Genomic DNA, 13796 nt, shown 5'->3' on the forward strand with positions numbered 1-13796 from the left:
TGTCCTGACCACAACAGTCAACGATGTCCCGTCACAGCACAGCACTCACGACCTGCGAGCGTGCGCCATACCGGTCATGCACTCGCCCCAGACAGGACACTGGGTCACAGTCCGGCGCGCACCGGATTGCCCGTGCTGCACGCTCAAGCGTCAGCAGGTGCGACCAGACGCGAGGGTGCACGGTTTCGCCCTGGTGAACCACGTCTTTCATCACGTAGTTCAACGCCTTAGAGAGATACCAAATCGTCTTTGCGCCGTCCCCGTCAGCGCGGAACGCATCGCAGCGCGCTTGGGCTCCCCACTCCACCAACGCCCCGTCAATCCTCGAGAAGGCGACAGCTGAGCGCGCAGCGTCGCGCAGCAGCTCAGCCGCGGGAGCCTCTGCCCGTTCCATACGCACCAAGACGTGCACATGGAGCACTCCACGGTCTTGCCACTCCCGCACGATGAAGTACTCCGTCGAGACCCACCGATCCCGCAGCCGGCGCCGCGTGCGATCCCACAACAGGCCCGCGTCACGGTTCCACGCCACCTGGCCGGCGTAGTCATAGCTCGAGGGAACCAGCGGCACCCCGCGTAGCCCGGCATCATTCGCGGAGTGCTGTACTCCGCACCCGCACACCGGCACGCTTTTGCCAGCAGCGCGGGGAACCCGGTGCACGGCTCCGAACGAGGGTGCTGTCAGGGTCAGCAGGTAGAACCGATAGTTCTCTACCGGGCCGTCAAAGATCCCAGACCGGGCAATTGCCGCCCAGTCACCCCGATACAGTTCAGCGCAGGACTCGCAACGACTCTTGATGCGCGAACCACAGCGCACCCAGATGCCCGTAGACGTCTTGATGGGGCGCACACAACCGCGCGCGATTACCTCTGCTGCACCAGACTCGGGGGTAGTAGTGTCGGCTTGCATAGCGAGCGGCTACAACGGGTACACGTCTCATAATCGTGAGGTCGCGGGTTCGAATCCCGCCTCAGCTACCGTTTGCCCGACCGTTACCGGCTGCACGAAGCCGTACTGATACCCGCTTCGCGGACTTGCTTGACCATTCTTGTAAGTGTTTCATCTGGGGCGATGCCATTGGCTTCCAGGCAGTCGCGAATATGCTGCGCGGATCTCGAAGTGTCTTCGCGCGCGACCTGCCACGTCGTGTCGACCTGTTGGAATTCCCGGTCGTAGCATTCGGCATCTACGCCGCTATCGACTGCAGCGCTCGGGATTGAATAGTCCACTGTGGCGTTGTGCTCACCCTGCATGAGGACCTCGTAGCCTCCGTCTGCGAGGCAGGACCGAAAGCGCTCGAATGCGGCTCGGTATTCATCCGACGTGATCTCGCCGTCCGACATCTCAGTTAGCTGCTGATCGGAGGGCCCCGACATGTTCGTGGGCAATTCGGTTCCCGCAGCGGCAGCATATCCTCCGGCCAACGCCAGACAAAGCACCCCGACAGAGGCAAGCTTCGTTAGGGAATTCATGAAATTCCATCTCCCTCTTTGAGTTGCATTCTCAACCCGCGAGGCGGATATTACAAGCATTTTTCACATAAGCCGTGACGCTCTCCATCCAGAAAAGCGGGCCGTTCGGCAGGAAAGCCGCACGCTAGAGTTGCCGTCCGCGCCGCTATGCGCAGAACATCGCGGCGGCGACTACGAATATCCCGACGGCCAGTGCGTACCACAGGGCTGGCAAAAGGCTGGCGATCAAAGTGGCCGCCACACGACTGATATTCGAATGACGCAGCACCCAACAGACGACGAGGGTGCTGACTGCGGCCAGTCCCGGAACAACCGTCAGGGCCTGGGTGATTCCGGTAAGTGCGCCAGACCGCGCGCCCTCCCATGCGTCTGGCCGGTCGAGCAATATTAGAACCCAAAGGAAGGACCACAGCGCGACCAGGACAGTGAAGACGGAGCACACCACGAGCGAACTGATCCACGCGCTCTTGCCCCAGGTCGTTCGCGGGTTGCACAGTAGATACCCACTGATGCCAGCCATGACGATTGCTGCCGCCGCCATGTTGGCGTTCTCCGCCGTGGCTGTGGTGGTGAACGAAAAGGAACAGTCGCCGGCATACATTGCCGGGTGGGCGCTCACCATGAATTGGGCATAGAGAATTGCAGCCCACGCTGCGGTGAAGATCACGGCGCCGAGTCCTCTGATTACCGTCTGGTTCCACGCCGCCGAGGCTTGTGCATCAAGCAATTCGTCACCGCTTCCTATGAACACCAAGACCGAACATAGGGATCATCGAGATGGAGTCGGCTTGGGTTCTGTCGTGACCTGCTCTGGGGGCCCGAGGTAGACAGCGCCGGTTCCGTCCAACGGGTACAGGATGTTCGTGAACTCCGACTTCGGCTCCTGCGCTGCCGGGTTCGCAATCGCTCCCACGCTGAGCGTGGCTGCCACCGCGAGGATCACCGTGCCGATGCCGGCTGTCAGTTTCTGAGAAGTCTTCATGCCCGGACACTATTGGAATCGGCAGACATTCGCTAGCGGTGTCCTGCTGAACTGGCGCCGCTGCGTGGCTACATCTCAGGCGGTGCGATCTCGCCGGTGTACATGCCGTAGGTGGTGTCCGCCGCAGCCTTCGCGACTGCGGGGTCGGCTCCGGCACGCTCATGGACGGCGGCCCAGGCATCCGCCGAGGCACGCATGAACGCCTTGCCCTCTGGGCTGGCAACCCACTCCGCTGCCATCTCTGGCGTGACGCCATCCTCTCCACCGGAGTAGTACTGCGCGAGGCCCAGTAGTCCGGAGTCCCAGCCCATCCCAGTTGCGGATGGTCCGAACTGCTCCCACATGCCGTCGGGCAGGCTGTCGACGGCCGCGACGTTCTCAAGCTCCACGCGGGTGGATGTCGCATCCACCGCCGTCAGCCGGATGTGCACCATAGCCGGCTCGCCCTGGCCCATGCCCCAGGTGATCGAGTATGCGGCCGAGCCACCGCTGGGCGGGACGCAGCTGCGGATCTCGCCGCCCGCGTTCCCCTCAAGCTGGTATGTACCGCCCAAGCGCAGGTCGCCGGTTATCGGCAGGAACCAGCGCGGGACGCGCTCGACCGAGGTCATTGCGTCCCACACATCTTCGATGGGGGACGGGTAGGTCTGGCTCAGCGTCTGCACGTACGAGCTCACGCCGTCGACGTTCTTGGTCTCGAGGCCACGCTCGACGGCGTCGATCTGGGCATTCACATTCACCATGTCGGTGCTCCTTCTTGGTTTGGTCAGGTTGAAAGGGGGTCGGGTTCGTCGTCGGTGGAAGCGGTCGAGCGCGGCGACGTGCTGGCCTTCTTCTGCGCGAGGCGCTCGCGCGCGAGTTCGGTACCCAGCGCGTCGAGTTTGGGCTGCCAGAAACCGCGGAACGTGTCGAACCACGCATCCGCTTGGGCAAGTGGAGCGGGGTCGACCGCGTATATCCGCCGGGTGCCCTGAGAACGAACCGTGGCGAATCCGGAGTTGCGGAGCACCCTCAGGTGCTGCGAGACCGCAGGTTGGGAAATGCCGAACTCACGCTGAATTACTTTGCCGAGGTCTCCCGCGGACTCCTCGCCGTCAGCGAGCAGCTCGAGGATGCGCCGGCGGACCGGATCGCCGAGAACATCGAGTGCGTGCATGGGCCCATACTTGCATCATGGCTTATATAAGTCAAGTCTTATTGATCACGTGGCGCGTACACTAGCGGGTCGCGAAGCACCTCGCCGAAGGCGATCTCGGCCGCACCGATGAGGAGGCGGTCCTGGGCGAGCCCGGCGGCCCGGATGCGCACGCCTTCCCAGGCGGTGGGAAGGGTGCGTGCAGCCACCTGCTGGGCGGCACGCGGCCAGACTGGGTGGCCTCGTCGCTGGCGCTTCCGCTCGCGACCGTGCCGAGCATCCGCCTGCAATACGCGCTGCGGGGCCCGGCGAAGTCGGCTCAGCTGCTGCTTTCGAACCGGTCGTCGAACTCCCTGCGCAGGTACTTCGGCGCCTGGCTCCGCCACGCCTCGGTCACGACTTCGGCGAGCAGGTCCGGGTCGATCTTCCCGAGCCGGAACAGCACCTTGGGCCCACCCCAGGAGACTTCGGATGCCCGGAAGGCATCCGGCCAGCCCTGCAGGAACGCCCGCTGCTCATCCGAATCGGCCACCTTGACGCCGACCACCGGCTCGGCGGCGATGAGCTCACGAAGGGCGGGGCTCTCGCTCGGCCACGGGTAGCACTCCCAGGCGTACAGCTTGTTGCGCACGAACCAGGCGAGACCGCCGGTCATCGTGCGCTCTTCGCTCCCCGGTAGCTGGGCAGCAACACGGCTCACGTCATCCAGGGTCGGCACGGGAACAGTATGCCGGAGTCCACCGACGCTCCACTTGTGGATCCCCATGGCGCCGGCGCACCCGGCACGTGAGAGGATTCCTCCCAAACCCCAACCGCGCACATCAAGGGAGCACCATGTCCGACCTGTCTGCCCCGAACACCCAACGTGGCACGCGCACCCTCACGATCGTGTCGCTCATCTTTGCCGCGCTTTCGCCACTGATCGGACTGGTGCTGGCCCTCGTGGACTGGGCCCGCTCCCGACGGCGCGGCGCGGTCGAGCGCACGACCATCGTGTCGCTCGGCCTGAACGGCGTCATGCTCGGTTTCAATGTGCTCCTCCTGTTCCTGCTCCCGTGGATGATCTACCTGGTGGGGGCTCGCGGGTCCGGACTGGCGGTACCCAGCGCGTTCGAATACTCCGTCGAAGCGTGGTCGATAATCTTCGGCTGATGAACTCGCCGCCCCTGTCGTTTCGAGCGGTGCATGCCTACGGTGGCGGGATGAAAAATCCAGAACACGAAGCAGAAGATCGGACACCGGAAGACGGTACTGCGGGGGAAGCTCCCATGGATCAGGTCAGCAGCCAGCCCGAGCAGGAACCGGAAGTCGAGCAGAACGATGCGCTCCCCGACTGGGGTCCAACGGATGGGGTCCACGGTACGGACGCGGAGTCGTCCGGGTAGCGCCGCTTTCAGCGGACCGCGATCGGAGTAACCAGCGATCCCTCACCCGGGATGCCGGTCGTGCGGTTCGCGAAGACCATTGCCCCGGCTCGCCGCTCGCGGAAGTCCCGGAACTCCATCGGCACGCTCTGCGCGACGGATAGGTCCCGACTGTCGGCAACCTGAAGGTGCACGTGGGGTTGAGTCGAATTGCCAGAGTTGCCGCACTCCGCGATCGCCTCCCCGGTCGTCACCGCATCGCCGACGGTGACCCTGAGCGAACCCGCCTTCAGGTGCACCAACGTCACGAAGCCGCTGTCGATCGCGATGGTGACGTAGTTGCCGGCGATCGCACTGACCCCCTCGCGTATCCGCCCGCCCTGTCCGAGCATGTACGGCACCAACGCCAGTTGCGACCGCCTGCCCGCGTGATCGGGCTCTCCGTCGTGAGCCTCAACGACGGTGCCGCTCCGGACTGTTCCTGGCCAGCCAGAGACCGGTGAACGGCAGCGAGAGGACAACTTTGTCGGAGTTGTTCGCAGTCATCGAGCCAGCCTAAGACGATCGGGTCTGCGATCGCCTCGGCATCCTCCGTTGCCGCTACGGTGGGCACAGTCTCACCAGAACTTATCCAGGAGAAGGTATGAAAATCCAGAACACCATCAGCATCAACGCCGACCGAGCGCGGGTGTTCAACATCTTCTGCGACCTCGACAATGCCCCGGCCAACATTGGCGGCATCACGAAGCTCGAAGTGCTGGCGGGACCAGCCCAGTTGAACCTGGACACCAGATGGCGGGAGACCCGCAAGATGTTCGGGCAGGAGGCGACCGAGGAGATGTGGGTTGTGGCATACGAGAAGGATGTTTCGTACGCGGTTGAGGCGGAGTCGCGCGGCAACCACTATCGCAGCGAGTACACATTCACCCCGGAGGGGAGCGGCACCCGCGTCGACCTGACGTTCGAAGGGGTGCCCCTCACCTTCGGCGCCCGTCTGACCGGAATCATCGGCGCGCTCTTTGTCGGCGCCGCCAAGAAGGAAATGCACAAAGACCTGCTCGACCTGAAGCGGGTGTGCGAGAGCGCGTGACCCCGCTCAGCTGATCGCGACGGCTCCGAGCGCCAGCACGGCGATGAGCAACCACGACAGCAGCCCCACGATCAGCGCACGCCAGCCGGTCTGCACCAACTCGCGCAGCCGCACGGCGGTTCCGAGCCCGAACAGCGCCATCGCGAGCAACGCCGTCTGCACCACGTCGGCGGATGCCAGCACCGGCTCCGGCACGTCGACCAGCGTACGGATGATCACGGCGGCCAGGAATCCGGCGACGAACAGCGGCAGGATAGGTGGGCGCTTCGACAGCCGAGCATCCGCCCCCGCCCGCCGTCGCACCACCACCGCCGCGACCGACACCATCGGCGCCAGCATCAGCACCCGGGTGAGCTTGATCACGACGGCGACCGCCAGCGCGGTGGTCCCCGCGATCTGCGCGGTCGCCACCACCTGCCCGACATCGTGCACGCTCGCACCCACCCAGTGCCCGAAGCCCTGCGCCGACAGTCCGAGCGGATGCCACAATGCCGGCAATACCGCGATGGCGAGCGTCCCGCACAGCGTCACCAGCGCGACCGGGGTCGCCGTCTCCCGGTCCTTCGCCTTCACCACGCCACTCATCGCTCCGATGGCGGATGCGCCGCAGATGGCGAAACCGGTGGCGATCAGCAGCGGCTGATGGTCGGGGAGGTGGAGCATCCGCCCCATCCACCAGGTGCCGCCGAAGGTGACCAGCACGATGGCGACCACGGATGCGATCGTCAGCCAGCCGAGCGCAGCGATGTCCACGACGCTGAGCTTCAACCCGAGCAGCACGATGCCGAGCCGCATGAAGCGCTTTGCTGCGACGGAGAGGCCGGGCGCCCACGCGCCTTCGAGAACAGCGCGCAGCTGCGGAACCTGCGCGACGGCGATCCCGAGCACGACCGCCGCCGTCAGCAGCGGGATTGCGGGGACGAGCGCGTGAATGCCCCAGGAGACGAGAGCGGCGACGACGGCCGCGACGACACCGGGAAGCCACGTCGATATACGTGTCACCGGGAGGTGCCGATCACAGGGCAGCGCCGAATAGGGCAGCGCTGATCACAGGATGGTGCCCGACGGCCGCGTCAGCGTCCGCAATCCGTGCAGCACCGCTGCCGGCACGGCACCGCTCGTTCGAGGGTTCGACTCCAGCGGGTGGTTGCGAATGGTGAACTCGTACTCGCCCGCACTGCCCGCCGCCTCGATGCGATGGGTGGTCATGGTCGCCCGCGGATCGGCCACCAGCCGCACCCGCGTCTGCTTCCACAGCCCGGTGGCGGCCGCCAGCGCGACGGCGACGTTCAGCGAGGATGGGAACCGCTCGATGGCCTCGGCAACCGTCCCCTCGAAGACGGTGGCGGCATCCGTTCCCTCGTTCAGCCGGGCCACCGTCGCCGGGTTCATCCAGGGCTGGATCAGGCTCGTCGCCGTCTTCGTCGTGGTCAGGGTGGCGGATGCCAGCCCGCCCCGAGCGGACACCGCAGCAAGAAGGTCGAGACCCCCGATCGCTCCGGCGGTGAGATAGCTGCGTCCTGGGCCATCGTGCAGAAGTGCTCGGCGCACTGCGGGGTCGGCGAGCACGCCGACCGACACGATGAACAGGTCGGTACCGGATGCGATCACCCGCGGGCCGTGCTCGGTCGCCGCCGCGATTCCAGCGCACTCCACGACCAGGTCGCTCAGTTCGAGTGCTTCGTCGAAGCTCAGCTCGCGATGCCCGCGGGCGGCGGCCCGCCCGGGCGTGCGCGTGATGACGCCGGCCAGCTCGACGCCGGCAACCTCGCCAGCACTGAGCGCATCCGCGACCGGTTGCCCGATCGCCCCATATCCCAGGAGGGAGACGCGCAGGGTCATCCGAGTGCCGCCGTCAACTCGCGGAACCGCTTCAGGCCGACATTGCCGCCCGACAGGATGACGCCGATCCGAGCATCCGCTGCCGGCCGCGTCCCGAACATGAGCGATGCCAGCCCGGTCGCCCCGGAGGGCTCCAGCACGATCTTCAGCCGGTCGAACGCGAACGCCAGCGCCTCGCGCAGCTGGTCGTCGGTGACCAGGTCGACGCCGTCGACCAGTCGGCGGTTGACCTCGAACGTGAGCTCTCCCGGGATCTCAGCGCCCTGCCCATCCGCGATGGTGTTCGGCACCTCGATCTGTACGCGCTTGCCCGCCTCGAGCGAGCGTTTGGTGTCGTCTCCGGCCTCCGGCTCGACCCCGATCATCCGGATGCCCGGGTGCAGGCCCTTCGCCGCCGTGGCGCTGCCCGCCATGAGGCCGCCGCCGCCGATCGGCACCCGCAGCTCGTCGAGTTCGCCCACCTCATCGAGCAGTTCGAGGGCCGCCGTGCCCTGGCCGGCCATCACGGCGTAATGCTCGTACGGCGGAATGATGGTCATCCCGTGCTTCTCGGCGAGGTCACGGCCGAGCGCCTCGCGGTCGCCGGTGAAGCGGTCGTAGAACTCGACCGCTGCGCCGTAGCCGCGGGTGGCGGCGATCTTCGACTCCGGGGCGTCCGACGGCATGATGATCGTCGCGGTGCCGCCCATCATCGCGGCGGCCAGCGAGACGGCCTGCGCGTGATTGCCCGACGACCAAGCGGTCACGCCACGCTTCAGTTGCTCTTCGCTCAGCCGAGAGATCGCGTTGTACGCCCCACGGAACTTGAACGCGCCCACCCGCTGGAAGTTCTCGGCCTTCAGGAAAACGGATGCTCCGCACAGCTCGTCGAGGGTGCGCGAAGTGAGCACCGGGGTGCGGTGGGCGACCCCCTCCAGCTGCCGGGCGGCGTCGCGAACGGAATCAAGAGTCAGCATGGCTCCAGCCTACGGTTGCCGCGCGCTACGGGCCGTCGGACAGCGCGCCGGCCGCCACCGCCTCGCGGGCCGCGACGAACGCATCCGTGCAGGCGATAATGTCGGCCGTGGAGTGCGCGGCAGACAGCTGCACGCGGATGCGCGCCTTGCCGAGCGGCACCACCGGGTAGGAGAACGCGATCACGTAGACGCCCTCCTCGAGCAGGGCATCCGCCATCGCGACCGCCTCGTGCTCGTCGGCGAACATGACCGGGATGATCGGGTGCTCACCCGGCAGCAGCGTGAACCCGGCCGCGGCCATCCGCTTGCGGAACAGTTCGGCGTTCTCAGCCAACTTCGTCCGCAGCTCGGCTCCTTCGGCGACCAGGTTGAGTGCCTCGATCGACCCGGCGACGACAGATGGCGCGACCGCGTTGGAGAACAGGTAGGGCCTGGCGCGCTGGCGCAGCAGTTCGACGATCTCCCGGTGACCGCTGATGTAGCCGCCGGATGCCCCGCCGAGCGCCTTTCCGAGGGTGCCGGAGACCACGTCGACCCGGTCGGTGACGCCGAACAGCTCCGGCGTGCCAGCGCCGGTGGGGCCAACGAAGCCGACCGCGTGCGAGTCGTCCACCATCACCATGGCGTCGTACTTCTCAGCGAGGTCGCAGATCTCATCCAGCGGGGCCAGGTAGCCGTCCATCGAGAAGACGCCGTCGGTGACGATCAGCCTGCGCCGGGCATCCGCGGCCGCCTTCAGCTGGGTCTCCAGATCGGCCATGTCCCGGTTCTTGTAGCGGTAACGCTGCGCCTTCGACAACCGCACGCCGTCGATGATCGACGCGTGGTTGAGTTCGTCCGAGATGACGGCATCCTCAGCGCCCAGCAGCACCTCGAAGACGCCACCATTCGCGTCGAAGCAGGACGGGAACAGGATGGTCGCCTCGGTGCCGAGCAGGCCGGAGATGCGGTCCTCCAGCTCGACGTGCTGGGTCTGGGTGCCGCAGATGAAGCGCACGCTCGCCATGCCGAAACCCCACTCGTCGAGCGCGGACTTCGCCGCCGCGATCAAGCGCGGGTGGTTGGCCAGCCCCAGGTAGTTGTTGGCGCAGAAGTTCAGCACCGGTTTCCCGCCGGCCTCCACGTGGGAGGACTGCGCGGTCTCCAGCTGGCGCTCCGACTTGTAGAGGCCGGCCTCCCGAATCTCGTCGAGAGTCTGGGTGAGCTGCTCGCGAACCGTTCCGTACATGTGCTTCTCCTTATGACCAGTCGATGACGACTTTGCCGCCGTTGCCTCCGCGGGCGATAGCGAACGCTTCTTCCCAGCGATCGGCCGGGAGCCGGTCGGTGATGACATCCGCCACGTCCAGCCCGGTCTGGACCATCGCATTCATCGCGTACCAGGTCTCGAACATCTCGCGGCCGTAGATGCCCTTGATGGTGATCATGTGGCTGACCACCTTCGCCCAGTCGATCGAGATGGGCGCGCTCGGCAGGCCGAGCATGGCGATGCGGCCACCGTGGGTCATGTTCTCGAGCATCTCCGGGAGGGCCGTCGCATGGCCGCTCATCTCCAGGCCGATGTCGAATCCTTCCGTCATGCCGAGGGTGCGCTGGGCGGATGCGACGCGCTCCTTCGCGACGTTGACGGCGATATCCACGCCCATGCGCCGGGCGAGGGACAGCCGCTCCTCATTGACGTCGGTGATGACGACGAAGCGGGCACCGATGTGCCTGGCCACTTTCGCGGCCATCAGGCCGATCGGCCCGGCCCCGGTGATGAGCACATCCTCGCCCACCATCGGGAACGAGAGGGTGGTGTGCACGGCGTTGCCCAGCGGGTCGAAGATGGCGGCCAGGTCGGGGTCGATGGTGTCCGGATGCTGCCACACATTGCCCTGCGGAATGACGACGTACTCGGCGAACGCCCCATCGCGGTTCACTCCTACGCTGGAGGTGAACTTGCACAGGTGTCGGCGCCCGGCCCGGCAGTTGCGGCAGTGCCCGCAAACGATGTGGCCCTCGCCGGAGACGAACGCGCCAACCGCGACCGAAGTCACGTTCTCGCCGATCTCGACCACGTGCCCGGAGAACTCGTGACCCGGGATCAGGGGCGCGTTGACCGCACCGGCCGCCCAGTCGTCCCAGCTTTCGATGTGCAGGTCGGTGCCGCAGATCCCGGTACGGAGGACGCGGATCTTCACGTCACCTGGCCCGGGTGTCGGCTCCGGGAGCTCGGTCATGGTGAGACCCGGCCCCGCAGCCGATTTGTAGAGAGCTTTCATCGTTGATTTCCTCTCGGCGCCCCTCGTCGGGCGCCCGAACACTATCGAACCACTATTCCGGCGAGCCTGCGGCGAGCGGTTCGGGCGGCGACGATGACGCCCTTTCTCTTCGATGCGCCTGTTCGGTGCGGCGTCATCGACGAGAAAGGGCGTCATTGTTGGCCGCGCGGGCGGATCGAGTCCCGGAATGTCAGTGGTTCCGTCTACGCTTGAAGAAAATCCGCGCGACACGCCGAAAACACTACATATGGGGAATGACAATCGTGTGATTCGCGTTATATAGTGGGTAACCACGCAGCGCCGGAGTAACCAAATGGCGCCGCACACCGGATTTATTGAGACTTGAGGAGGTCAACATGGACAACGACAACGACTCTGTTGGCGGTTACGCAGTTCCCGTCGACCCGATGGACCTTCTGCAGTGCGACAGCTGCCAGTAAGGCAGTAAACGCACACAAGGTTCGCCCTCGAACCCCGGAGACCACATCGGTCCCCGGGGTTCTTGCGTTCCGCGGGCGCCCCGAGCGAACGGGCCTCTCGCAATAGTTACCTTTCCGGCGGATAGTGCCCCGCGCAACAGGCACAATCCGCCGGAACGGGCACTATCGACACGGCGCGCAGCAGTGTGCTCGTGGCAGGCTTTGGGGAGCGCGAGACGCGCGCCCATAGGATTGAGCCGTGACTGTGAACGCCGAACTGCAGGGACGCGTCTTCCCTCCCACTGCCCCCTACCTGGTCGGACGCGAGAAGGTGCGCGAGTTCTCGCGGGCCGTCTTCGCCACCAGCCCGATCAACCACGACGTCGAGGCCGCGCAGGCGGCCGGCTACTCCGACGTGGTCGCCCCGCCGACCTTCCCGGTCGTGGTGCAGGAGGCGACGCTCGCCCAGCTCCTGAACGAACCGGATGCCGGCATCGACTTCTCGCGCGTCGTTCACGGCGACCAGCGCTTCACCTACACCCGCCCGGTGGTGGCCGGCGACGAGTTGACCGCGACCCTCACCGTGACCAACGTGAAAACGCTCGGTGGCAACTCGATGGTGACGGCCGAGTCGAACATTACCGACGCATCCGGAGCCCACGTCGTGACCGCGGTGTCCACCCTCGTCGTGAGGGGGGAAGACTCGTGAACACGCCCCCGACCCCCTCCGAGCTCTCCGAAGGTGCGCACATCGGAGACACGATCGCCGCCACCAGCTACCTGTTCACCCGCGACAACCTGGTGAAGTACGCCGGGGCATCCGGTGACTTCAACCCGATCCACTACCGCGATGATGTCGCGCAGTCCGTCGGGCTGCCCGGAATTCTGGCCCACGGCATGCTGACCATGGGCGTCGCCGTGCAGCCGGTCGTCGACTGGGCGGGAGACCCCGGCCGCATCATCGACTACCAGGTGCGCTTCACCCGGCCGGTTCCGGTGGATGCAGCGGATGGCGCAGTCATCGACGTGGTCGCCATGGTCGGCGCCGTCGAGGACGGCGTCGCGCGCATCGACCTCACGGTGACCTTCGATGAGAAGACCGTGCTGGGCAAGGCGCAGGTGAGAGTCACCCTGTGACGGCACTGTCCGAGCTGACCACCATGCGCGTCGGCGGTCCTGCGCTGCGGCTTGTCGAGCCCGCGGATGCCGGCCGGCTGGTCGATGCGACGCTCGAGGCGTGGGGGAGCGGCGAGCCGTGGCTGATTCTCGGCGGCGGATCCAACCTGGTCGTCGCGGACGACGGGTTTGACGGCACGGTCATCCGGGTTGTGACGAAGGGGATCGAAGAAGCGCCGGCAACGAAGACGCGTCTCCGCACCCAGGCCGGTGAGCCCTGGGATGCCTTCGTGGCCACCACCATCGAACGCGGCCTGGTCGGGCTGGAGGCACTCTCCGGCATCCCGGGGTCGGTTGGCGCTGCACCGATCCAGAACATCGGCGCCTACGGGCAGGAACTCTCCGACAGCCTGGTCGCCATCGACTTCCTCGACTACCTGACCGGGGAGGTGTCGCGGGTTCCTGCGCAGGAATTGAAGCTCGGCTACCGCACCTCGGCAATCAAGCAGGGCCGTCACGGGTTGGTGCTCGCCGTCGAACTCGACCTCGCGCAGGGCGAACTCAGCGAGCCGATCGCCTACTCTCAGCTCGCATCCGCCCTCGGTGTGCAGCTGGGTGACCGCGTGCCGACCGCCCAGGTGCGCGATGCGGTGTTGCGCCTCCGCGCGTCGAAGGGGATGGTGCTGTCGCCGGACGACCCTGACTCCGTCAGCTCCGGTTCGTTCTTCACCAACCCGATCGTCGGCGCACGCTTCGCCAGTGAGTTGCCGGCGGATGCTCCGCGCTGGCCGCTGGAGGCGGAGCCGGCTCCGGCGGTGATCCCGCTGGACTCCTTCGATGCTCACTCCTTGCAGCCGCGGGCTGCCGGTGAGAGGCAGGTGAAGTTGAGCGCCGCGTGGCTGATCGAGCAGTCGGGAATCCGTCGCGGGTTCTCCCTGCCCGGTTCGCGCGCCGCCGTCTCGAGCAAGCACACCCTGGCGCTGGTCAACACCGGCGGGGCAACCGCCGAGCAGGTTGCCGAGCTGGCGCGCTATGTGCAGAGCATGGTGTTCAACCGGTTCGGCGTATTGCTGCAGCCGGAACCGGTGCTGGTCGGCGTGCAGCTTTAGGAAGCAGCAACTCCGCCCGCACCCCTCCACACTCCCCGCGCGCATG

General features: G+C 66.2%; 20 protein-coding genes. 6 read left to right on the forward strand and 14 right to left on the reverse strand.

Features of this window, described 5'->3' with window-relative positions; all coding sequences use genetic code 11:
* Positions 1-31: 31 nt before the first annotated feature.
* The 8 genes from ACX3PH_RS12190 to ACX3PH_RS12225 form a co-directional block, all read right to left on the reverse strand.
* Positions 32-910 (reverse strand): replication initiator, encoded by an 879-nt coding sequence (locus ACX3PH_RS12190; RefSeq protein ID WP_459092893.1) that lies wholly within the window; start codon positions 908-910, stop codon positions 32-34.
* A gap of 83 nt (positions 911-993) precedes the next feature.
* The gene (locus ACX3PH_RS12195; protein ID WP_459092895.1) at positions 994-1473 is read right to left on the reverse strand and encodes a hypothetical protein; all 480 of its coding nucleotides are present in this window, start codon (positions 1471-1473) and stop codon (positions 994-996) included.
* A 145-nt stretch (positions 1474-1618) separates the two neighbouring features.
* The gene (locus ACX3PH_RS12200; RefSeq protein ID WP_459092897.1) at positions 1619-2227 is read right to left on the reverse strand and encodes a hypothetical protein; all 609 of its coding nucleotides are present in this window, start codon (positions 2225-2227) and stop codon (positions 1619-1621) included.
* A gap of 15 nt (positions 2228-2242) precedes the next feature.
* Positions 2243-2455, reverse strand: coding sequence for a hypothetical protein (locus ACX3PH_RS12205; protein WP_459092899.1), 213 nt, complete (start codon positions 2453-2455; stop codon positions 2243-2245).
* A 68-nt stretch (positions 2456-2523) separates the two neighbouring features.
* Positions 2524-3198: an SRPBCC domain-containing protein gene (locus ACX3PH_RS12210; protein ID WP_459092901.1), complete on the reverse strand. Its 675-nt coding sequence runs from the start codon at positions 3196-3198 to the stop codon at positions 2524-2526.
* A gap of 23 nt (positions 3199-3221) precedes the next feature.
* Positions 3222-3611: an ArsR/SmtB family transcription factor gene (locus ACX3PH_RS12215; protein WP_459092903.1), complete on the reverse strand. Its 390-nt coding sequence runs from the start codon at positions 3609-3611 to the stop codon at positions 3222-3224.
* Between the two features lie 38 nt (positions 3612-3649).
* Positions 3650-3799: a hypothetical protein gene (locus tag ACX3PH_RS12220; RefSeq protein WP_459092905.1), complete on the reverse strand. Its 150-nt coding sequence runs from the start codon at positions 3797-3799 to the stop codon at positions 3650-3652.
* Positions 3800-3909: 110 nt separating this feature from the next.
* On the reverse strand, positions 3910-4308 hold the full coding sequence (locus ACX3PH_RS12225; protein WP_459092907.1) for a hypothetical protein: 399 nt from the start codon (positions 4306-4308) through the stop codon (positions 3910-3912).
* A 116-nt stretch (positions 4309-4424) separates the two neighbouring features.
* On the opposite strand from ACX3PH_RS12225, the gene ACX3PH_RS12230 reads away from it, so the two are divergent.
* Together ACX3PH_RS12230 and ACX3PH_RS12235 are read left to right on the forward strand one after the other, a co-directional pair.
* Positions 4425-4742 (forward strand): hypothetical protein, encoded by a 318-nt coding sequence (locus ACX3PH_RS12230; protein ID WP_459092909.1) that lies wholly within the window; start codon positions 4425-4427, stop codon positions 4740-4742.
* 50 nt (positions 4743-4792) lie between these two features.
* Positions 4793-4975 carry a hypothetical protein gene (locus ACX3PH_RS12235; RefSeq protein ID WP_459092911.1) on the forward strand — a complete coding sequence of 61 codons (183 nt, stop codon included), beginning with the start codon at positions 4793-4795 and terminating at the stop codon, positions 4973-4975.
* Positions 4976-4983: 8 nt separating this feature from the next.
* Here the strand turns inward: ACX3PH_RS12235 and ACX3PH_RS12240 are convergent, their stop codons facing one another.
* On the reverse strand, positions 4984-5346 hold the full coding sequence (locus ACX3PH_RS12240) for a M23 family metallopeptidase (RefSeq protein WP_459092913.1): 363 nt from the start codon (positions 5344-5346) through the stop codon (positions 4984-4986).
* 251 nt (positions 5347-5597) lie between these two features.
* Between ACX3PH_RS12240 and ACX3PH_RS12245 the strand changes: the two genes are divergently transcribed.
* The gene (locus ACX3PH_RS12245) at positions 5598-6044 is read left to right on the forward strand and encodes an SRPBCC family protein (RefSeq protein ID WP_459092915.1); all 447 of its coding nucleotides are present in this window, start codon (positions 5598-5600) and stop codon (positions 6042-6044) included.
* Between the two features lie 6 nt (positions 6045-6050).
* On the opposite strand, the gene ACX3PH_RS12250 is transcribed toward ACX3PH_RS12245, so the two are convergent.
* The 5 genes from ACX3PH_RS12250 to tdh are packed head-to-tail and all read right to left on the reverse strand — an operon-like array spanning position 6051 to position 11106.
* Entirely contained in the window at positions 6051-7046 is a 996-nt protein-coding gene (locus ACX3PH_RS12250; RefSeq protein WP_459092917.1) for a YeiH family protein, read from the reverse strand.
* 45 nt (positions 7047-7091) lie between these two features.
* The gene (locus tag ACX3PH_RS12255) at positions 7092-7886 is read right to left on the reverse strand and encodes an aspartate dehydrogenase domain-containing protein (protein WP_459092919.1); all 795 of its coding nucleotides are present in this window, start codon (positions 7884-7886) and stop codon (positions 7092-7094) included.
* Positions 7883-8842, reverse strand: a complete 960-nt coding sequence (locus ACX3PH_RS12260) for a pyridoxal-phosphate dependent enzyme (protein ID WP_459092921.1) — start codon at positions 8840-8842, stop codon at positions 7883-7885. The genes ACX3PH_RS12255 and ACX3PH_RS12260 overlap by 4 nt, the downstream gene beginning before the upstream one ends.
* Positions 8843-8867: 25 nt before the next feature.
* Entirely contained in the window at positions 8868-10070 is a 1203-nt protein-coding gene (locus ACX3PH_RS12265; protein ID WP_459092923.1) for a glycine C-acetyltransferase, read from the reverse strand.
* 10 nt (positions 10071-10080) lie between these two features.
* A complete protein-coding gene (gene tdh / locus ACX3PH_RS12270) occupies positions 10081-11106 on the reverse strand; it encodes an L-threonine 3-dehydrogenase (protein WP_459092925.1) in 1026 nt (341 codons plus the stop codon).
* A gap of 678 nt (positions 11107-11784) precedes the next feature.
* Here tdh and ACX3PH_RS12275 point away from each other — a divergent pair.
* From ACX3PH_RS12275 to ACX3PH_RS12285, 3 genes are read left to right on the forward strand one after another with little or no spacing between them, the layout of a single operon-like run.
* Entirely contained in the window at positions 11785-12234 is a 450-nt protein-coding gene (locus ACX3PH_RS12275) for an FAS1-like dehydratase domain-containing protein (RefSeq protein WP_459092929.1), read from the forward strand.
* A gap of 41 nt (positions 12235-12275) precedes the next feature.
* Complete coding sequence (locus ACX3PH_RS12280) at positions 12276-12662, forward strand: MaoC/PaaZ C-terminal domain-containing protein (RefSeq protein ID WP_459093188.1); 387 nt, start codon at positions 12276-12278, stop codon at positions 12660-12662.
* The gene (locus ACX3PH_RS12285; protein WP_459092931.1) at positions 12659-13750 is read left to right on the forward strand and encodes a UDP-N-acetylmuramate dehydrogenase; all 1092 of its coding nucleotides are present in this window, start codon (positions 12659-12661) and stop codon (positions 13748-13750) included. The genes ACX3PH_RS12280 and ACX3PH_RS12285 overlap by 4 nt, the downstream gene beginning before the upstream one ends.
* Positions 13751-13796 lie beyond the last annotated feature (46 nt).

The sequence above is a fragment of the Homoserinimonas sp. A520 genome (assembly GCF_054489245.1).